The 19,892-nt window shown below is 55.5% G+C and carries 21 protein-coding genes; 16 read left to right on the top strand and 5 right to left on the bottom strand.

Features of this window, described 5'->3' with window-relative positions:
- Positions 1 to 24 precede the first annotated feature (24 nt).
- From RBB62_RS08530 to RBB62_RS08510, 5 genes are all read right to left on the bottom strand, one after another.
- Positions 25 to 645: a hypothetical protein gene (locus RBB62_RS08530; RefSeq protein ID WP_309398322.1), complete on the bottom strand. Its 621-nt coding sequence runs from the start codon at positions 643 to 645 to the stop codon at positions 25 to 27.
- Positions 646 to 730: 85 nt separating this feature from the next.
- Complete coding sequence (locus RBB62_RS08525; RefSeq protein WP_309398321.1) at positions 731 to 1,177, bottom strand: hypothetical protein; 447 nt, start codon at positions 1,175 to 1,177, stop codon at positions 731 to 733.
- A gap of 1,040 nt (positions 1,178 to 2,217) precedes the next feature.
- Entirely contained in the window at positions 2,218 to 2,772 is a 555-nt protein-coding gene (locus RBB62_RS08520; protein WP_309398320.1) for an AlkZ-related protein, read from the bottom strand.
- Positions 2,769 to 3,251: a hypothetical protein gene (locus RBB62_RS08515; RefSeq protein ID WP_309398319.1), complete on the bottom strand. Its 483-nt coding sequence runs from the start codon at positions 3,249 to 3,251 to the stop codon at positions 2,769 to 2,771. Before RBB62_RS08515 ends, RBB62_RS08520 begins: the two co-directional genes overlap by 4 nt.
- Before the next feature lie 66 nt (positions 3,252 to 3,317).
- On the bottom strand, positions 3,318 to 4,154 hold the full coding sequence (locus RBB62_RS08510; RefSeq protein WP_309398318.1) for a thymidylate synthase: 837 nt from the start codon (positions 4,152 to 4,154) through the stop codon (positions 3,318 to 3,320).
- A gap of 139 nt (positions 4,155 to 4,293) precedes the next feature.
- Here RBB62_RS08510 and RBB62_RS08505 point away from each other — a divergent pair, with 139 nt between their 5' ends.
- From RBB62_RS08505 to RBB62_RS08430, 16 genes are all read left to right on the top strand, one after another.
- Positions 4,294 to 4,998, top strand: a complete 705-nt coding sequence (locus tag RBB62_RS08505) for a hypothetical protein (RefSeq protein WP_309398317.1) — start codon at positions 4,294 to 4,296, stop codon at positions 4,996 to 4,998.
- 39 nt (positions 4,999 to 5,037) lie between these two features.
- Positions 5,038 to 6,051 (top strand): hypothetical protein, encoded by a 1,014-nt coding sequence (locus RBB62_RS08500; protein ID WP_309398316.1) that lies wholly within the window; start codon positions 5,038 to 5,040, stop codon positions 6,049 to 6,051.
- A 441-nt stretch (positions 6,052 to 6,492) separates the two neighbouring features.
- The gene (locus RBB62_RS08495; RefSeq protein WP_309398315.1) at positions 6,493 to 7,146 is read left to right on the top strand and encodes a cytochrome c3 family protein; all 654 of its coding nucleotides are present in this window, start codon (positions 6,493 to 6,495) and stop codon (positions 7,144 to 7,146) included.
- Positions 7,143 to 10,640 carry a TAT-variant-translocated molybdopterin oxidoreductase gene (locus RBB62_RS08490; RefSeq protein WP_309398314.1) on the top strand — a complete coding sequence of 1,166 codons (3,498 nt, stop codon included), beginning with the start codon at positions 7,143 to 7,145 and terminating at the stop codon, positions 10,638 to 10,640. The genes RBB62_RS08495 and RBB62_RS08490 overlap by 4 nt, the downstream gene beginning before the upstream one ends.
- A 36-nt stretch (positions 10,641 to 10,676) precedes the next feature.
- Entirely contained in the window at positions 10,677 to 12,161 is a 1,485-nt protein-coding gene (gene nrfD / locus RBB62_RS08485) for an NrfD/PsrC family molybdoenzyme membrane anchor subunit (protein ID WP_309398313.1), read from the top strand.
- 118 nt (positions 12,162 to 12,279) lie between these two features.
- On the top strand, positions 12,280 to 12,816 hold the full coding sequence (locus tag RBB62_RS08480; protein ID WP_309398312.1) for a DUF3341 domain-containing protein: 537 nt from the start codon (positions 12,280 to 12,282) through the stop codon (positions 12,814 to 12,816).
- Between the two features lies 1 nt (position 12,817).
- Positions 12,818 to 13,474: a c-type cytochrome gene (locus RBB62_RS08475; protein ID WP_309398311.1), complete on the top strand. Its 657-nt coding sequence runs from the start codon at positions 12,818 to 12,820 to the stop codon at positions 13,472 to 13,474.
- On the top strand, positions 13,471 to 14,775 hold the full coding sequence (locus tag RBB62_RS08470) for a hypothetical protein (RefSeq protein WP_309398310.1): 1,305 nt from the start codon (positions 13,471 to 13,473) through the stop codon (positions 14,773 to 14,775). Before RBB62_RS08475 ends, RBB62_RS08470 begins: the two co-directional genes overlap by 4 nt.
- Positions 14,776 to 14,787: 12 nt before the next feature.
- Positions 14,788 to 15,111: a hypothetical protein gene (locus tag RBB62_RS08465; RefSeq protein WP_309398309.1), complete on the top strand. Its 324-nt coding sequence runs from the start codon at positions 14,788 to 14,790 to the stop codon at positions 15,109 to 15,111.
- A gap of 59 nt (positions 15,112 to 15,170) precedes the next feature.
- On the top strand, positions 15,171 to 15,377 hold the full coding sequence (locus tag RBB62_RS08460) for a hypothetical protein (RefSeq protein WP_309398308.1): 207 nt from the start codon (positions 15,171 to 15,173) through the stop codon (positions 15,375 to 15,377).
- A gap of 3 nt (positions 15,378 to 15,380) precedes the next feature.
- Positions 15,381 to 16,877 carry a cbb3-type cytochrome c oxidase subunit I gene (locus RBB62_RS08455; RefSeq protein ID WP_309398307.1) on the top strand — a complete coding sequence of 499 codons (1,497 nt, stop codon included), beginning with the start codon at positions 15,381 to 15,383 and terminating at the stop codon, positions 16,875 to 16,877.
- A 3-nt stretch (positions 16,878 to 16,880) separates the two neighbouring features.
- Positions 16,881 to 17,510 carry a cbb3-type cytochrome c oxidase subunit II gene (locus RBB62_RS08450; RefSeq protein ID WP_309398306.1) on the top strand — a complete coding sequence of 210 codons (630 nt, stop codon included), beginning with the start codon at positions 16,881 to 16,883 and terminating at the stop codon, positions 17,508 to 17,510.
- Positions 17,511 to 17,514: 4 nt separating this feature from the next.
- Positions 17,515 to 18,177 carry a c-type cytochrome gene (locus RBB62_RS08445; RefSeq protein WP_309398305.1) on the top strand — a complete coding sequence of 221 codons (663 nt, stop codon included), beginning with the start codon at positions 17,515 to 17,517 and terminating at the stop codon, positions 18,175 to 18,177.
- Between the two features lie 240 nt (positions 18,178 to 18,417).
- Positions 18,418 to 18,771 (top strand): IS66 family insertion sequence element accessory protein TnpA, encoded by a 354-nt coding sequence (gene tnpA, locus RBB62_RS08440; protein ID WP_309398304.1) that lies wholly within the window; start codon positions 18,418 to 18,420, stop codon positions 18,769 to 18,771.
- Entirely contained in the window at positions 18,765 to 19,109 is a 345-nt protein-coding gene (gene tnpB, locus RBB62_RS08435) for an IS66 family insertion sequence element accessory protein TnpB (RefSeq protein ID WP_309398303.1), read from the top strand. Before tnpA ends, tnpB begins: the two co-directional genes overlap by 7 nt.
- A 58-nt stretch (positions 19,110 to 19,167) precedes the next feature.
- Positions 19,168 to 19,892: IS66 family transposase (locus RBB62_RS08430; protein ID WP_309398302.1), on the top strand; the 725-nt coding region annotated here is incomplete at its 3' end.

Raw genomic sequence — 19,892 nt, 5'->3', positions numbered from 1 at the left:
TTCCTATGCCAGCTTGGTCTGTCATTAAGTTTTCCGTATGACGTCCTCAAATACCATAGCGAAGACCAAGATTCGTTTGTGGCCTTTCTTTGGGCTTGCGTTTCGGTGGTCGATTGAATCCAGAAACTCCCCGGGTTGAGGGGTTGCCTTGATGTTGAAGTTTGTCATGAGTTGCGTCTTCAACGAGTCCCAAGATGCATCACTTTCATGCAAGATGTAGTTGCGAAGTGCAGCTGCAGCGTCCAAATGCGAGGCGAAACTCTTCGGTATGGTACGGAAAGGATTGTTCGGTTTCCCAACCAGAGTATTCGCGATCTTGATAAGGTCGGCACAAGAGCGAAAATCGAAGTATTTTCGCCCGCCCCGTGTTAAGTAGTCCGCTAGCCCCGCAGGTAATTTAGAGACTCCTCTTACTGAGTTTTCAGCTAAAAAGTGATCGGGGTAGTGATTTAGAGCAGCAACCAAGCGCCGCTCCGCGAATCGCTCCCAAGCGCCATGCATGTCGGTCAGAGTCATGCATGCAAGCCATCGCTGGTAACTAAGGTCATTCAGTTCCTCGTGAATGCTTGCGTAGCGTTGCATTGCTTCATTGACCGTGTCTAATGACCGTTTGCGAACAACTCTTAGATCGATAATGCGTGACATGGCTTAATGGAACGAACGTCTAGTATGTGGCACTGCTGATACTAAGCGCACGCCAAATGGGGGATGAGCTTGGTATTGCGGTGAATCATTCTAGCTCGGGGCAGATACGCTGTGTTTCTATTTTCGCCTGTTCTGCGCAGCTGATCACTGCGATAGGTACCGTAAACGTTATTAGAATAAATAGGATCCAGAACGTGACTGCGGAACCAAATAGATGTCCGCGGCGGGGCTTGAAGAATGCCTCCCATCCTTCGTTATCCGAGAGCTCTGACTCAACTGTTAGTAAATATTTTGAAATCACACCTATGTTCTTATTTATCGCCCAAGCACGTAGTGATCCCGCCAGAGAAAAGAGCACCGGAATGAACCACGCGGCCGATTGTAGATTGCCCAGGTTGTTTGTTGCTAACCAGGCATAAACTCCTCCAGTTCCGGCAACCGCTACTAGTTCGAGCTTCCGAGACTCTTGCGATAAGGAGATAGCCTCGTTTCGTAGCTCTTTCCACTCCGCTTCTTTCAGTCTAAATGTCATAGTTGAGTCTCTTTAGTTTTTCACACCTAGCAGTGTTTTAAGTGGCTAGAACGCTCACTGATAAAAAGAGTGATTATGGGGCGACACAAAAAGTAGCGCTATTATTAGTTGCTATGCAGTGTGGATGAGGCGGTAGCTTGCTTAAGCTGCTGCATCCGAGTGGATGAAATGTTTATGTATATGACATTGAATATGTCAAGTATGTGTTGATAGTGTTTATGTTTGATGTGGCCTAGAGCTGCTGGTGCGCTCGCCATGGGATCAACCAAATCCCACCCCTTGGTTCTGACACAACCCTACCCAGGGTTTAGGGGCGAACAAGCACTTGGTTGTGAGTAAACCCTTACTAGGCTTTGGTCGAAGCGTCGGCGACGCTCCCAGGAAGTGTCGGCGACACTTCGAGCTACAGTCGGCGACGCTTGGTCGCGCAGTCGGCGATACTTAGCCAGCTTTGGGGGCTTCTGGCGGGCCGACTTTTCATGCTGAAAGTATGCCTTTTAGGTTCGCCTTTGGCGAACCTAAAAGGCAGAGGAAAAAGGAAAAAGATTAAAGGAAAAAGGGAGACGGCAGGGGGGCGGTTTGACTGCTGGAGGGCTACGCTCCGTCGTAGCCGCCTGTGTCGGCCGTAGCACAGGAGTCCCGCCTGTGCTTCAATCTCTCATTTTGTAAACGTGTTTGAATCCTTGGTTCGGGCACAGGCGGGACACCTGTGCTACTGATTGCGAGCACTCCCGCGCTGCGGCGACGACATAGCGTCGCCCTCCAACTCAGGTGGCTGTTCCTGCCTTAGGCATTGTCAATTCCTCGCCGAGGATCTGGTAATTCCTGCCCGAGGAACTGGTAATTCCTAACCGAGGATCTGACGATTCCTAACCGAGGAACTGGCTGTGAGCTGGCGATGGCAATGATTTCCCCGTGCTGGCTGGTTCTTTGAATGATGCAGCGACGCTGCTAAGGCATGACACCGCCGCTGCTAAGGTTTAGCACAGGCAGTGCTAAGTAATGACACAGGCTGTGCTATGGCTTAGCATCGTCGGTGTTTAGGGGTCGGCTTGGAGCTCGGGGTAGGCTTCGACGATGTCTAGGTTGGCTTCGCTGAAGGGGATCCAGGTGTCGCCGTCGCATTGTGGGTCCATAGAGCGGGCTATGTTCAGGCTGCTTTGGAGTTTCTTCAGGGCGGTGTCGAAGCGGCTCTTGGTAGTGTTGAATTCGGCAACGGCGTGTTTGCGCAGCGCGGTGGTGGTCCATGGTTCGATGCGCACGCATTCGTAGATTTGCTGGCAGAGCAGGGGGAGCTCGCTGACCGGCTTGAATGCCTGCGGGTAATGCGTGGTGCGCAGGTATTCGCGCTCCATGAGGACGGCGTCGCCGTTGGGCAGTTTGCCGTAGAATATCTCGTCGGGAAAGGTTTCCGGGATGCGCGTTTTCCAATCCCAAACCGCGCTGACTCGCGGGCTCCAACCGCCTGTCTTGGGTTTGTCGGCGGAGAGGTCGGTATTGTCCCACAACGAAGGATGCGGCGACCCCTTGCTGCCAAACACCGTGACCACCTTATGCTTGAGCACAAACTCGGTCGCTTCTTCGAAGGTTTTCATTCAGCTAACTCCCAACTATAGTTTTCGAAGAAATAGGGCGTGTAAGGATGGTAAGCGAACAGTGACAGGTCGACCTCATTGACCTTTGTTATGGGTGGTTTTTGAGCTAGCGGCTCTTTTTGTCTGAGGAAACCGGTTAGCAGGATTTTCTTTCCTCTATATTCTTTGGGCCAAGCAGCGAGTTGGGAAAGTTCTGCAAGAGCTAAGACTTCAATTTCTTTTTCCGTTCCAAGGATGATTTCCCCATCGGCATCCGAGCGATATTCACGGAAGATTATTTTCTCGATGACGATTTGGCTATTAACTGATTTGAAGTTACACGCCTCGCCATATGCTGTAATAGAAACAGCTCTGTCGGTCATTTCATCTAGTTCTCTGCTCTCCGACGCCTTCTTGATTTTATCAATAGATGTCTCGTCCGCACTAAGATTGGGGATGCAGAGGAGAAGTATTGATGCGAAAGCTATGAATCTCTTCACGAGAGTATTCTTCGAGCAGTTCAAAATGTCAGCTTGGTAGCGGTATCAGGCTATAATTATTACGCATCATATAGCGATGGGGGCTTTGATGCCTTTGTGCGGGTCGTAGCCGATGAGCTCGATGTCGTCGAAGTCGAAGTCTTCGAGCTTGGTGATGGCCGGGTTGAGCTTTACCTGGGGGAGGGGGCGCGTGTCGCGGGCGAGTTGCTTTTCCACTTGCTCGAAGTGGTTCTTATAAATGTGGAGGTCGCCGAAGGTGTGGATGAACTCCTTGGGTTTCAGGCCGGTTATTTGGGCGACCATGCAGGTGAGCAGGGCGTAGGAGGCGATGTTGAACGGGACGCCGAGGAAGAGGTCGGCGCTGCGCTGGTAGAGCTGGCAGCTGAGGCCGCCGTCTTCGGAGACGTAAAACTGGAACAGGGCGTGGCAGGGCGGGAGCGCCATTTTGCCTTCGCGGGCGTTGTCCTGCGGGGGGCGTGATTCGTCGGGCAGGTCGGCGGGGTTCCAGGCGCTGACAATGTGGCGGCGGGACTGCGGCTTTTTGCGAAGGCCTTCGACGAGCTCATCGAGCTGGTTGATGCGGCGTCCGTCGGCGGTTTGCCAATCGGTCCACTGCGCGCCGTAGACACGGCCGAGGCTACCGGTTTCGTCGGCCCACTCATCCCAGATGGAGACGCCGCGCTCCTGGAGCCACTTGACGTTGGTCTCGCCGCGGAGGAACCATAGCAGCTCGTATACGACGGACTTCCAGTGCACGCGCTTGGTGGTGACCATGGGGAAATCTGGCGAGAGCGAATACCGGGCCTGCGCGCCGAAAACTGATCGCGTGCCAACGCCGGTGCGGTCGCCGCGGTCTTCGCCGTTTTCCATTACGTGACGGAGCAGGTCCAAGTAGGTCTTCATGCGCTGCGACTATTTCGGGGCAGGGGCGGGGAGTCAAGTTTGGCGAAGGGGAAGGGGAGATTTGAAAAAGTTGTCTATCTGCGATGGCCTGAAAAAACAGTTTTATGTCGGGCGGCGATGTGATACCTTAATTGCGTTGATGTTTTTAACCCGCGCCAGTTTATCCCTTGTCATCTTGAGTGCAGCCATGCTGTCGCTGGACGCCGCACCGCGTCGCTTGTCTGACTTGGGCGGTTCGAACAACCTGACCGACAAGAAGTTCGATGCGGGCAACTCCAGCTCGCCACGCGGGGATGAGATGTTTGGCGCGGACAAGGACAAGATCCAGTTCAAGCAGTGGCACCAGTCTTTCTCGTCCATTGGTGACAAGAAGGCGAATTCCTTGCAGACGCGCGGAGGGCAGGAATTTGCGACCTCGCAGCTGAATTACGACAAGATCGGCCGCGAGGAAGCGCAGATTTCACTGGAGTCCGACGAGCGGAAGATGGCCAATGTGCAAAATTGGAACCGCTTGCGCGACAACGTGATGTCGCACAAATTTAGCGGCACGGAACTGAATACGCCGGGCGCGCAGCACTTTTCGGAAATGGTGGACGAGGTCTCCCTGCGGGATATTAACCGCTACCAGTTCTGGCAGAATAAGACCGATGCTGGCATCCCTGTGCAAACGGCGGGCAGCGACTCTGGTCCGCAAATGAGCGCTGAGCAGCGCCGGGTGATGGCGCGGATCAAGGGCGAGGACGCCGAAGTCGCCACCTACCAAGAGCCAACCCCGGGTGAATCGGCGAAGACTACGGGTAAGGATTCCGAGCGCGGCTTCTTTGACCGACTCTTTGATTGGTAGGGCTTGCCCCGTGACGCCAAGCGTCTTTGGATGGCGTTGATGGCTGACCGGACACCCGCTACTGACCTGCCGCCCCACGTAACGTTTCCAGCGCATTGGGAGCATGTCGCCACGCATCGGGTGGGGCGATTTATAACGCGCGTTATTCACCGATTGCCCGATGGCGGGCTGCATGTGTGGACTTCCCGGCGACACCGCAAACGCCGTGGCGCGGTGATTCAAGACTCGGCTGGCGCGTTGTCGCAAGTGGCCTCGCATGAGCACGTGGGGCAGGTCAATGCGGCGTCGAAATCCGTGCGCCAGCATTTTCGGTTGTGGGGTTGGCGCGTTGAAAGCCTTTCCTGGTGGATTGGGCTGATCTTTATTATCGGCTCGATCTGCTTCGTAGTGGGCACGGTGCCCACGGCTTACCCCGGCGTGCTGGATTGGTTTGGGCTGCAGCCTTATAATTACGCATTGGTGTGCTTCATTGGCTCGGTGTGGTTCACGATCGGCAGTTATCTATTATTACTAGAAGCGCTGAACACGGACTTCGATGCGACCGTGCAACTGAAGGCGCATGAGCTGGAGCGCTACGTGGAGCACAAGCCGCAGGATCAACGCACGCGGCGCATACGCTGGATGGGCTTTGCGGGCAATCGCTTGGACTACTGGATTGCGACCGTGCAATTGATCGGCGCGATTACGTTTAACATCAATTGCGGCATGGGCCTGGTCGAGGGGATGAATTGGGTCATCGCGGACATCCTCGTCTGGACCCCGAGCACGGTCGCCTCGTGCTTTTTCGTGACGGCCAGTTATCTGGGCCTTGTGGAGGTGTCGCACCGCAAATGGGCATGGCTCTGGTGGGATGTCTCCTGGTGGATTAACTTTTTTAGCCTATTGGGCTCCTTTGGTTTCCTGATCTCCAGTGTGGTCGGTTATTTCGGCCAAGGCCCCCTCCAAATGCCCCAATGGCTGGGCAATTATTTCGCCCTGATGATGGGGTCTTGGTTTTTTCTTTTTGGAACTTACCTGATGGTGCCCGAGCTGGTTTCCGAAGATTGCGATTAGCAGACATGTTAGGCTGTGTGGCTCTGATGCACTGAATCCCTTTGTTGGTCAGGGGTTTGGCGCTTATAGCTTTTTTATAACTTACGAGAATGGCTAATATGTGATCCAATGATCCCTTATGAATGACCACTACTGGAGGAAAGTGACGATTTGCACTCATTTTGGGGTTGATTAGAAAAACGAATCAGCCTTCACTGCTCTCTTTCTTGCTCATGGCTGACTCGAATACGCACAGGAAATCCTTTCTACAGGCTCTTGCCGCTATTGCGGCTGGTCTGTTTCTATTGCCCCGGACATCGGGCGCAGCCCCCACGCGTGACACTGCGTCGGCTGAACCCGAACGCGCGCGCTTCCCCGTGGAAGCACGCAAAGCCCCTCGTGCAGTGGAGCGTGTCAGTAGCTAGAGCGCGCTCTTTCTAGACTGAGATTTCGGTTCAAACAATGGCCAATATTTTCCCAAAGTGGAGTAACACAGCGCCGATCCAAATAGTGATTTGCTTGTGTCTGGCAGTCGGCACCGTCGTGGCCGGCGTCACCTATTACGCAACGCCCAAGTATTTGCGCGTCGGCTATCAGCCGATACAGCCAGTCTCCTTCGAGCACTCGCTGCACGTAGATCAACTTGGGTTGGATTGTCGTTACTGTCATACCTTTGTGGACCGCTCGGAGCACTCAAATGTTCCCGCCGCTTCCACTTGTATGAATTGCCACAGTCTGATCAAGACGGACAGCCCGAAGCTCGCGCCGATCCGCAACAGCTACGAATCAGGCGAGCCGGTGCCGTGGGTAAAGATCCACCGCACCCCGGACTACGTTTACTTTAATCACTCGGTTCACATTAACCGTGGTGTTTCCTGCGTGCACTGTCACGGGCAGGTCAACGAAATGGAAGAGGTTTACCACGCTAAGCCGCTCTCCATGGCCTTCTGCCTTGAGTGTCACCGCAATCCTGAAAACTTCATTCGCCCGGTCGATGAAGTCACCAACCTCACTTTCAGCTACGATAGCCGCGAGGAGCAGATCGAGCAGGGCACGAAGTTCGTGCACGATTGGAAAGTTAACCCGCCACAGAGCTGTTCCGGTTGCCACCGATGAAGCGTAAATTCCACCATCCCGAGCCCACAGAACGCGAGCTGGCCGCACCAAAATACTGGCGCAGCCCGGGTGAGCTGGCGAAAACGCCCGAGTTCCAGGAATGGCTGGAACGCGAGTTCCCCGAAGGCGCGACTGAAGCCAACGAAACCGACCGCCGCAGCTTCCTGAAGCTGATGGGCGCCTCCGCTGGCTTGGCTGGCATTGGCTTGGCCGGTTGCCGCATGCCCACGCGTCACATCCTGCCGTATTCCAAGCAGCCCGAGCTGATGGTCCCCGGCGTGCCGATGTATTACGCGTCGTCCTATCCGGGCTCTGCTGAAAACATTCCGCTGGTTGTTGAAACCAATGACGCCCGCCCGACCAAGATCGAAGGTAACCCTTCTGATCCCGGCTACGGTGGCGCGACTGATTCTTTCGCTCAGGCCTCCGTGCTTGATCTTTATGATCCGGACCGCCTGCAGAAGTCTTTTGCCAAGGGCGGCAAGAACATCGATCAAGCGCAAGTTCGCTCGATGCTCGCTGGCCTGAACAAGACTTACTCGGCCAACAAGGGTAAGGGCCTCGCGATTCTCGCACGCCCGTCGACTTCCGACACCCGCCGCCGTCTGGTTGCTTCTTTAAAGAAGCAGTTCCCCGAAGCCGTTTGGGCGGAATACGAGCCGGTTGATACGTCTGCGCCGATCCGCGCCATGGCCAAGGTCATGGGCAAGCCCGCGCGTCCGTTCTACCAGCTCGACAAGGCCAAGCGCATCCTCGCGCTGGACAGCGATTTCCTCGCCACCGAGCCCGGCCAAATCCACTACAGCAAGGGCTTTGGTAAGAGCCGCGCCGTTAAGGATTCCTCCGAGGCCGAGAAGATGAACCGCCTTTACGCGGTTGAGTCCAATTTCTCGCTGACCGGCGGTATGGCGGACCACCGCCTCCGCGCCTCGACCGCGCACATCCCGGCTTTTACCGCCGCGATTGCCGCAGAGTTGATGTCGCAAGCTGGCGGCAGCAGTGAAATCGTCGCCAAGCTCAAGGAACAAGCCAAGGGCATTTCCGGCAACGAGCAGTGGATCAAGGAATGCGTTAAGGACCTCGTTAAACACGAGGGCGAGTCGCTGATTGTCGCCGGTCCGCATCTGCCGGAAGAAGTGCACGTGCTCGTTTACGCGATGAACGGCATGCTCGCCGCCGATGGTCACACCATCAAATACATCGAGCAACCGGCACTCGTCGAAGCAGGTATTGCTGACGTCGTAACCGGCCTGAACGACAAGTCCATCGAGACCCTCGTGGTGCTCGGCGGCAACCCAGTTTACGACGCGCCGGCCGACCTGAAGTTCGGCGAAGCGCTGAAGAACGCCAAGGAAGTCATCCGCCACGGCTACTACGACGACGAAACGTCGGAAGCCGCTGCGGTCACGATTGCCGCCAACCACTACCTCGAAAGCTGGGGTGACGGTCGCGCGATCTGTGGCGACTACTTGCCGGTTCAGCCGATGATCCTTCCGCTGTTCGAAGGCTACTCGGAAATCGAAGTCATCGCGCTCATGCAGGGCATCGACCCGGCAGGCGAGGGGTATGACCTCGTGAAGGAAACTTTCGGTAAGGTTACCGGTAAGACCGACTCGGTCACTTTCGAAAAGTGGCTCGCTGAAGGTGTCTGGCTCGATGCTCGCTACGCCAGCGTTGAGGGCGGAACCGACGCCGCAGTTAAAGCCGGTATGCTCGTTTCTAAGTATTCGATCAAACCTGCACCAGTCACCGCAGAGGCCGTTGAGATCCGCATCATCCCGAGCACCCACGCCTTCGATGGCAGCTTCAACAACAATGGTTGGTTGATGGAGTGCCCGGATCCGATGACCAAGCTCACTTGGGACAACGCGATCCTCATCAGCCCGAAGCTCGCGAAGAAGCACGGCATCATGCCGCAGCAAACTTTGCTCAGCGATCCGCCTGAATTGCTTTCCAAGCAGGCCATCAAGCCGAACGCCAACGATTTCAAGATCGGTAAGGAGCAAGCCCGCATCGGCACGCTCGAAGTCAACGGCCAGAAGGTCACCGGTCCGATCCACGTGCTGCCCGGCCTCGCCGACAACACCGTGGTGGTTTCTCTCGGCTTTGGTCGCAAGAAGACTGGCCGCATCGGCACCGACGTCTTCGCACCGAATGTTGGCAAGGGCATTGGCTTTGACGCTTACCCGCTGACCACTGCCGCCTCGATGGGCTTGACCACGGGCGCCAAGATCAGCATCACCAACAACCGTTACCAGCTTGCGAACACGCAGGAGCACTGGTCGATGGAAGGCCGCGCGATCATCCGCGAAGCCAACAACACGGAATACCAGGAAGATCCGGAATTTGTTAATAAGCTCGGCATGGAATCGCACTCGCCGCCCGTTTACGGCACGGCGCGCAAGGATTCCATCGCAGAGAAGGCACTCGAAATCCCCCGTGGTGGCTCGATGTATAAGACGCCGGCTTTTGACAAGCCCGCGCCGAACGTCGATGTCTGGAAGGGCGCCGAAGATCAGTTCAAGCCACCGCAGCAGTGGGGCATGAACATCGACCTCAACACTTGCACGGCTTGTAACGCTTGCGTCATTGCCTGCCAATCGGAGAACAATATTCCGATCGTCGGTAAGGACCAGGTTCTCCGCGGCCGCGAAATGCACTGGATCCGTTTGGACCGCTACTTCGCAACCGACCCGAGCCTGCCGAACACCGAGTTGCCGGAAGACCCGCAGGTCAACTTCATGAGCATGGCTTGCCAGCATTGTGAATTGGCGCCTTGCGAATCCGTTTGCCCGGTTAATGCGACCGTCCATGACGAGCAGGGCCTCAACACGATGGCCTACAACCGTTGCGTCGGCACCCGTTACTGCGCGAACAACTGCCCGTATAAGGTCCGCCGCTTCAACTTCTTTGATTACAACAAGCGCGAACGCGACAGCTTCTACGCTGGCCCGCTCGGTCCGAACAAGTATAAGACCGAAGCCAGCCAGCTGACGCGCATGCAGAAGAACCCGAACGTCACCGTCCGCATGCGCGGCGTGATGGAAAAGTGCACTTACTGCGTCCAGCGCATCGAATCGGCGAAGATCAACCAGCTCAACAAGGCCAAGGATTCCTCCAACACACACGTGCCGGATGGAACAATCAAGGTGGCCTGTCAGCAGGTTTGCCCGACCGACGCGATTACTTTTGGCGACATCAGCGACCCGAACAGCGCCGTTTCGAAGGCGAAGGAGTCAGACCGCGACTACTCGGTCCTCGGCTACCTGAACATTCGTCCGCGCACCACGTATCTGGCCAAGCTGCGTAATCCGAATCCGAAAATGCCGAAGGCTGGCAAGCCGCTTTCGCGTCAGGAATACGATTTCAAGACTGGTCACGGCGATCACGGAGATCATGGCTCACATGATTCCCACGCCGCCGATGGTCATGACAGCCACGCTCCCGCTGCCACTGGCCACGACGATCATGGGCACGAAGATCACGCTCACTAATTTTTAAACCTGCAACCTTTACATACTGACCAAACCATGTCCGATTCCACCGCAGAATTGACCCTCAGTCCCGAGGCCGCGCGCCAGCGCGACGAGGTGCTGTCGAAGGTCAAGCCGGTCGAAGTGCCACGCCCCGAGCTGGTCACCGGCGATCGCGACTTCCATTGGGTCACCGAGAAGATTTGCGGCATTCCCGAGTCCAAGACCCCACGCTGGTGGTGGATCATGTTCGTGATTGCAGCAATGATGGCGACCTTCACCCTGTTCGGCTTGAGCTGGCTTGTATCCTCCGGCGTTGGTGTCTGGGGCTTGGCCAACCCGGTTAACTGGGGGTGGGCGATCGTTAACTTCGTGTTCTGGATTGGTATCGGTCACGCCGGTACGCTGATTTCCGCTATTCTCTGTTTGCTCCGGCAAAAGTGGCGCACGTCCATTAACCGTGCGGCGGAGGCGATGACCATCTTTGCGGTGGTTTGCGCCGGTCTGTTCCCGCTCTTCCACGTTGGTCGTGTCTGGTTTGCCTGGTGGCTCTTCCCGCTGCCGAACAGCAACTGGATCTGGCCACAGTTCCGCTCTCCGCTGGAATGGGACGTGTTCGCGGTCTCCACTTACGGAACGGTTTCGGTACTCTTCTGGTACATGGGCTTGATCCCTGACCTCGGCACCATGCGTGACCGCGCACTCAAGGGCGGTCGTAAGATCAAGGCATTTGCTTACGGTCTGTTCGCCATGGGGTGGCGCAACAGCAACCGCCACTGGCGGAACTACGAAATGGCCTACCTGCTCTTGGCTGGTCTTTCCACCCCGCTCGTGCTCTCCGTGCACACGATCGTTTCGTTCGACTTCGCGGCTTCGAACCTCCCCGGTTGGCACACCACGATTTTCCCACCTTACTTCGTTGCGGGCGCTATTTTCTCCGGTTTCGGCATGGTGCTGACGCTCATGCTCCCGGTCCGCGCGATCTATGGCCTGCATGACTTGATTACGCAGTACCACATCGACTGCATGTGTAAGATCATCTTGGCGACCGGCTCCATGGTTGGTTACGCATACTCGATGGAGTTCTTCATCGCTTGGTATGGCGCGAACAACTTCGAAGTCTTCGCCTTTGTGAACCGCGCATTCGGTCAATATGCCTGGGCCTACTGGATCATGATCGGCTGTAACGTGATTTCGCCGCAACTCTTCTGGTTCAAGAAGATCCGCGAGAACACTTGGCTGGTTTGGATCATCTGCGGCTTCGTCAACGTCGGTATGTGGTTCGAGCGTTTCGTGATCACCGTCACTTCGCTGGCCAACGACTTCCTGCCTTCGAGCTGGGGTTACTACTCGCCAACGATCATCGACATCTTCACTTTCTTCGGCACGTTCGGTTTGTTCTCCGTTCTCTTCCTCTTGTTCCTGCGCTTCCTGCCAATGATGCCCATGGGCGAAATTAAGGCAGTCATGAAGCAGGGCGACGGTCACGGACACGGCACCGGCACCCAAGGCCAAGGCTACGCGGAAGGAGGCCACCACTAATGAAAATTCAAAATTTAGAATTCAAAATTCAAAAAGTGGCCTCTGCTAAAGGACTGTCTACAATGGTTTCTGCATTTTGCATTTTGCTTTTTGCATTTGAGAATGGAGGCCACCACTAATGAGCACTAAAGCTACATACGGTCTGCTGGCCACGTTCAGCAAGACGCCCGAGTTTTTCACGGCGACCGGTAAGGTCCGCGACGCCGGATTCAAGAAATGGGATACCTTCACACCGTTCCCGGTGCACGGACTTGACGACCAAATGGGCGTCGGCCGCTCGAAGGTGCCGATTTTCACCCTCTGCGGCGGCCTATTTGGCTTCTGCCTGGGGATGCTGATTACTTTCTACATGAACGGCTTTGACTACCCGCTGATTGTCGGCGGTAAGCCATACTGGAGCCCCGTGTTCCCGTTCCCGGTCATGTATGAGCTCACCATTCTCAATGCAGCGTTTGGCACGCTGGGTGGCATGTTCATCATGAACCTGCTTCCCCGCCACAACCACCCGTTGTTTGAATACGAGGACTTCATTAAGTCCGGTGATGATACGTTCTTCATCGTGATCGAAAAAGCGGATCCGCAATTCGATCTCGATAAAACCAAAGCCTTTTTAACTGAAATCGGGGCCGAAGAGGTCCACGTCGTCGAAGCCTAAAATGCGAATATTTCTGGCAGTCTGGTTATTTGTGGTCGTCGCGACGGTCTCCATCCTTGGATTCCGCGGCGAGAAGTTCCGCAAGCCTCCCATCTGGTTGTTCCCTGACATGGACATCCAGGCAAAGTATTTGCCTCAAGGGCAAAATGAATTCTTCGCCGATGAGCGCAATGACCGCCCCATGGTGCCGGGCGCTGTGCTCCGCGGCTACAACTGGGACGTTAAGGAAGTCTTCGACGGCGAATACGAATTCGCGAAGGCCGAAAACCCCAGCGCTTGGACCGGTAAGGACGAGAGTGGTGAGTTTATTAAGGAAATTCCTATAGAAGTCACCTACGACCTTGTTCAGCTTGGCCAAGAGAAATACACGATCTTCTGCCAACCGTGCCACGGCCGGGTAGGGGACGGTAACGGCATTACCAAGAAGTATGGCATGGCCGCTACGCCGACTTACCACGACGATCGCCTCCGCGATATGGCCGATGGCGAAATCTTTAACACCATCACCCATGGCAAAAACACGATGTTTGGCTATGGCATGAAGCTGAATCCCGAAGAGCGCTGGGCCGTTATTTCCTACGTCCGCGCCTTGCAACTGGCTCAAAATGCAACTGTGGAAGATGTTCCTGAGCAACACCGGAAGGAGCTTGGACTATGAGCGCTAACGCTTCAACCGCAACCACTGGCGTCGCCTCTTCCGGCGGCAAGAAAGACTTTTCAACCATCGCGCTGATTGTTGGCGTGATTGGGATCATTGCGACCCTGATTGGCTTGGTCATGGACTTGAGCCACGGTTACGGTCGTGTGGGCCAAAGCTGGCTGATCGGCTTCGGTTTCTGGATGGCCATGCTCATCGGCATGCTCTTCCTGACCCAAATTACTTACCTGTTTGATGCAGGCTGGGCGACCATCATTCGTCGCCAATGGGAAAACGCCTTCGCGGCCTTCCCGTTCATGGCCCTGTTGATCATCCCCGTGGTGGCGCTTCCGTTCTTCGTTGGCGACAACAGCTCTGGCGCGATCTGGAAGTGGATGGACCCGACTTACATGCTTCCGGGCATTCACGGACACACAGTTGAGCACGATGCGCTCTACATTGCCAAGGCTCCGTATTTGAACACGCCGTTCTTCATTGCCCGTTTGATTGCTTACTTCCTGGTGTTCTGTGGCCTCGGCGCACTCCTGCGTAAGCACTCGATTGCCAATGACACCGCTGCGGACCCCAAGCACTACATTGCTTGCCGCAAGATCTCCGCGATCGGCATTTTCCTGACCGCCTTTGCCACGACCTTCATGGCCTTTGACCTTTTCATGAGCTTGAGCTACCACTGGTTCTCAACCATGTTCGGCGTCTGGTTCTTTGCCGCTTCGATGCGCGCAGGTTTGGCTGGCACGGTGTTGCTCTGTAACTTCGCAGCAGTGAAGGGCTGGCTCCAAGGCTTCTATAACAAGAACCACAACTACTTCCTGGGCTGCCTTTGCCTCGCCTTCACGGTGTTCTGGGCCTACATCAGCTTCTCGCAGTATTTCTTGATCTACAACGCGAACATCCCGGAAGAAACTTTCTGGTTCAACATTCGCGAGCTGAACATCGACGGCACCAAGAGCACTTGGTGGTGGGTCTCGATGGGCCTCATCTTCGGCCACTTCCTGATCCCGTTCCTGATTCTGCTCTTCTACAAGACCAAGGTTGTCCGAGCACGTCTCATGGGCATTTGCACCTGGATCCTGCTCTTCACTTTGCTGGACATGTATTGGAACATTCTGCCCAAGCAGAAGAGCGCCGACAACATCCTGGGCTACGACGTTCAGCAGTTCATCCCGAACATCTGGGACTTGGCGGCGATTGTTGGCTTCGGCGGCATCGTTATCTGGGCTACCCTGCGTAGTGCAGCCAAAAACAGCCCGATTCCTCTCCATGATCCGCGCATCAAGGAATCCCTTAACGCTCACCAGTAAACTTTAACGACCATGAGCGACGACCACGATTTACACGGAGCACCCGAAACCAGCCACTCGAACTGGACGCTGTCGGTCATCGGCGCGTTGGGCACCATGCTGCTCTTCGGTTTGCTGATCTTCATTGCCTACTACGTGCCTGCCAGCGACCGCGAGCCCGCAACCGCTGAGCTAGTTGAACAACGCAAAGCGACTTTGGCCGAATTAAAAGCGACTGAAGCGAATGCGGCTACCAGCTACAAAGTGCTCAACAAGGAAACCGGCCAAGTCCAGATTCCAGTTGAGGAAGCCATGAAGCTCGTGGTTCCGCAGTTGAACGAAGCCAACGAGAAATAAACCTGTTTTGCCATTGGCCCACCCAAGTTGTCTAGATGTTTGAATGGAACCTATACCTGATGATTATCGCTGCGTTTGGCGGAGTGTTCTTCGCTTCTGCAGTGTGCGCATTGGTATGGTCAGCCAAACACGGTCAACTCCGCAATTTTGAACAAGGTTCACGCGTGGTCTTCGATGAAGAAGAACCCGAAGGCGTGCACACTGATTACTTTCCCGGCGAAGAGGCTGAGGCAGCACGCAAGCTGCGCGAAGCCGAGAAGCGTTAAACGATGAGCCCACTCCTTTCATTTTTCAGCAATATCGATCCGCAACGGGAGACCCAAGTCTCGCCGAAGGTCGCGTTGAGCGAGGTGGATCAGCAAATGCGCGTGCCGGCGATCATGTTTACCACGTTTGCCATCTGCTGGCTGTTGGTTGGCACCTTCTTTGCGATCGTTGCATCCTTCAAGATGCACAGCCCGAATTTCCTCGCCGACTGGGAATTCCTGACCTTTGGCCGCGCGCGTTCTGCTCACTTAAATGCGATGGCTTACGGCTGGTCGAACAATGCCATCTTTGGTGTCGGCCTGTGGGTGATGGCGCGTCTGTGCAAGGCGCAGATTCGTTTTTCCGGCCTCTTAATCATCGCTGGCATCTTCTGGAATGTCGCCGTGGTGATCGGCATATTTGGCATCCTGACCGGTGGTCTGACCTCGATTGAGTGGTTGGAAATGCCCAAGCAGGTCGCTCCGCTTCTGGCTTTCTCTTACATTTTGATCGGTATGTGGGGCATCCTGATGTTCCGCTACCGCGAGCGCGGCCACGTTTACGTATCCCAGTGGTACATTCTTGGCGCACTTTTCTGGTTCCCCTGGCTCTACGTCGTGGCGCAAACCATGATCTTGTTTGAGCCGGCTCGCGGCACGATTCAAGCGCTGACGAACTGGTGGTTCGCACACAATGTGCTTGGTCTGTGGATGACGCCGATGGGCCTCGCCACGATTTATTACCTGATGCCCAAGGTGCTCGGTCGCCCGATCTACAGCTACTACCTGTCGCTGCTTGGTTTCTGGTCGCTGGCGCTCTTCTACAACTGGGCCGGTGTCCACCACCTGATCGGCGGACCAATCCCAGCTTGGTTGATTTCCTGCGGCATTGTCGCCAGTGTGATGATGGTGATTCCCGTTGTCGTGACCGCGATCAATCACCACATGACGGCGGTGGGCAATGCCCGCGCGGTTTGGTGCAGCCCGACACTCCGCTTTATCGTCTTTGGCGCGATGAGCTACACGCTTGCTAGCTTCTTTGGTTCCTGGATGGCTCTCCGTGATGTCAGCCTGGTAACGCACTTCACTCAATTTACCGTAGGCCACGCTCACCACGGTGTTTACGCTTTCTTTGCGATGACTATGTTTGGCGGCATTTACTTTATGATGCCCCGCTTGCTCGCTCGTGAATGGCCTTCAGCAACGCTGATCAAGGTGCACTTCTGGTTCTCTGGTCTGGGCATCGGCATGATGATCGTTGGCCTCCAGCTTGGTGGTTGGATTCAAGGTCTCAACCTGAACAATCCGGACATTCCGTTTGTCAGCTCGGATCCTGAAACGATGACGGTTATTAAGGCGCTCGTGCCTTGGTTGTTCTCGCGTTCGGTTGCCGGTATGCTCCTGACCATTGGCCACTTCGCGTTTTTTGTTAATTTTGCCTGGATGCTGATCGGCCCGCGCGCCGTTCGCTACAAGGAAGGCCCGACGCTACTCGGTAACACTGAAGGGAAGGGTGCCTAAGCGATGAAAAATCTCCCACTCCTTTTCTTTGGAATCTTCTTCATGCTGGCCTTCTCCTGGTCCGGCTTGATCCTCAGCTCTGTGATTCAGTTTGGCGATTTGAAGCCGATTGCCCTGAATGAAGGCGAAACGCCGATGCCGATTGCGCGCGTTGGTGTGGCCCAGCAGGGTAAAGAAATCTACATCGACCAGGGCTGCCTGTATTGTCACTCGCAGCAGGTGCGTCGTAAAGGCTACGGCGCTGACTGGGAACGTGGCTGGGGCGACCGCCAAACGGTGCCTCGTGACTATATTCTTCAAGATCGCGTGCTCCTCGGCACCAGCCGCACTGGTCCGGATCTGATGACCATTGGTCAGCGCCAGCCCAGCGCCGACTGGCACCACCTCCACCTTTACAATCCGCAGATCACCTCGCCCGGCTCGATCATGCCGCCGTTCCGCTATCTCTACAAGACGCAGAAAATCGGCGATGCGCCTTCCCCGAATGCACTGACCATTCCGGACACGTTCCCGGAAGAACAGCCGCCTGAAGGCTATGAGATCGTACCGACCGAGCGTGCCGACCAGTTGGTTGAATATTTGTTGAGCCTCAAGCTCGACTACGAACTTCCCGAATCCCGCTTTGCCCAATAACTCGATGAGCGACACTCCCAAAGAACGTCTGCCTGGCGACAGCGCCCCTTACGAGGACGACGATATCCATATCGTTCACTCCCAGTTGCTGCGCGAAAAGGACGAGCCGAGCGAAGGCTTTTCGCCGGTGCCGATGCTGCTGCTCTTCCTCTTTGGTGGCCTGGTTTTCTGGGGCGGAGTTTATATCGCGAACTACTCTGGGGATTTTCGCTGGGATATTTATAATCCTGAATGGAAGCCCGGCATGACCGAGAAGGTTGCCGAAAAACCGCCGCTCATGGTTACTGGTGAACGTCTCTTTAAGAACAATTGCCAAGCCTGCCACCAAGCCAATGGCGCTGGTGTCCCAGGCGCGTTTCCTCCGCTCGCCGGTTCAGCATGGGTTGTGGGCGATGAGGCGCGTATCGTAAAAATACTTCTGCGTGGTCTCACTGGCCCGATTGAGGTTGAGGGCAATTCCTACAATGGTAACATGCCTTCCTATGGTGAGAACGGCGCAGGCTGGAACGATTATCAGATCGCCTCGGTCTCGACCTTCGTCCGCGCATCCTGGGACAATGGAGCTCCCGAAATTACGGAAGAAGCCGTGGCTGCAATTCGCGGTGAAACCGCCGACAAGTCCGGCGCTTGGTCAGGCGAGGAGATTCTCGGCGCACACCCGCTCTAGTGCCCCCGTATTCTAAGAAGTCGTCTAAGAACTCAAGATATCTTCGCCGGAGAAATATCATTTCTTCATCTTGACGAAGTAACTCTCCGGCAAAGTTGAGCAACTTTCCTGATGATCTAACTGCGGTTGCTGAGCATACGAATGGCTTCGGGTTTTTGTTGTTATGCTCGTTGTATTGCTCGTAAGCGTCCGGGCTGCGTCCACCTTTCCTGATTGGCTTTGATCTGTTATACATCTGGGATGGATGTTGAGATCGTTGATAGTGGTTTGAAGCGTGATAGTGTTGGTCGTCGGATTGAGAGCGATGCTGAGCGTGAGCGTTTGCTGGAGGCTTATGATGTGAGCGGGCAGACTCAGAGGGCATTTGCTGAGCAGCATGGGCTTGCTTACAACACCTTAGTTTACTGGCTCAAGTTGCGTCGGCATAAGGAGCAAGCTGCTGGTGCTGGCTCCAAGAGCGTGAGTCTTTTTCATGAGGTATCGCTACCTTCAGTGTCACCATCGTTGTTGGAGGTGTGTTTGCCTGATGGGATGGTATTGCGCGGCGGCGATGCGGAGTCTCTGGCGGCTTTGGCCAAGGCGCTGCGATGCTGACACTGCCGAATCAGCTTCGTGTGTTCGTGGCGGTTGAGCCAGTGGACATGCGCAAGCAGTTTGATGGCTTGTGGGCCGTGGCGCGTGACCACTTGGGTGAAGACCCCAAGGGTGGTTCGTTATTTGCCTTTACCAACAAAAGCCGCAATCGGCTCAAGTTGCTTTACTTTGACGGCAGCGGGGTGTGGGTGTTTGCCAAGCGTATCGAGCAAGGTCGGTTGAGCTGGCCGCTGGGCAGCGATGGGAAGAAGCTGTCGATCAAGCCCGCGGCGCTGACGATGTTGATGAACGGGATTGATCTGAAGGACGGCATGCAGAAGGCCTGGTATGAAACTTAACCCGACTTTGCGATGCAAAGTGAGTTGACATTGATGCGCCCATCATTGGCATGGTTGCATGTCCAGCGCCGAGGCCATCTTGGAGGAGAACCAGCAACTGAAGCTGGAAGTGTCTCTTCTCAAAGAGCAGATTGGCTGGCTCAAGCAGCAGCTCTTTGGCTCGGGCAAAAGCGAACGGCTGGATGCCGCCCAGATGCGTCTTCAGCTCGATGAGCTGGAGCGGCAACTGAAAGACTCTGCATCGCAAAGCATTGCTTACGAGCGTCGCGCTCCGAGGGCGGGCAAGCACGAAACACCCGCCGAGCGCTTCAAGGACCTGCCCGTGGAAGAGACCGTGGTGATCGAACCGGAGGAAGTCCAGGCCGAGCCCGAAGCCTTTGAACAGATCAGCCAGGAAGAAACTTTTGAAGTCGATATCCACCCGCCGAAGCTCTTCAAACGCCGTATCGTGCGCCCCAAGTATCGGCGCAAAGCGGACCGTTCACAGCCACCAGTGGTCGCGCCGGCTCCAGCGCGTGTGATCGACGGCGGCTATGCCTCAGCGGGTTTGCTGGCGTGGATCGTCCTCTCCAAATACGTCCAGCACATGCCGCTGTATCGACAGGAAAAAGCCTCGGCGATGTGGGGCGCGCAACTCTCGCGCAAGACGATGGCCGATTGGGTTGAGGCCGTCGCCGAATGGCTTAAGCCGATTTATAATTACATACGAAGCGACCTGCTGAGCAGCGGTTACATCCAGGCCGATGAGACTCCCGTTCGCTACTGCGACCCCGATCAAAAGAA

The organism is Cerasicoccus maritimus (assembly GCA_031296935.1).
In the GTDB taxonomy this organism is placed as follows: domain Bacteria; phylum Verrucomicrobiota; class Verrucomicrobiia; order Opitutales; family Cerasicoccaceae; genus Cerasicoccus; species Cerasicoccus maritimus.
Note: the sequence above shows the minus strand (reverse complement) of the source record. Positions and strands in the feature narration are given on the sequence as shown.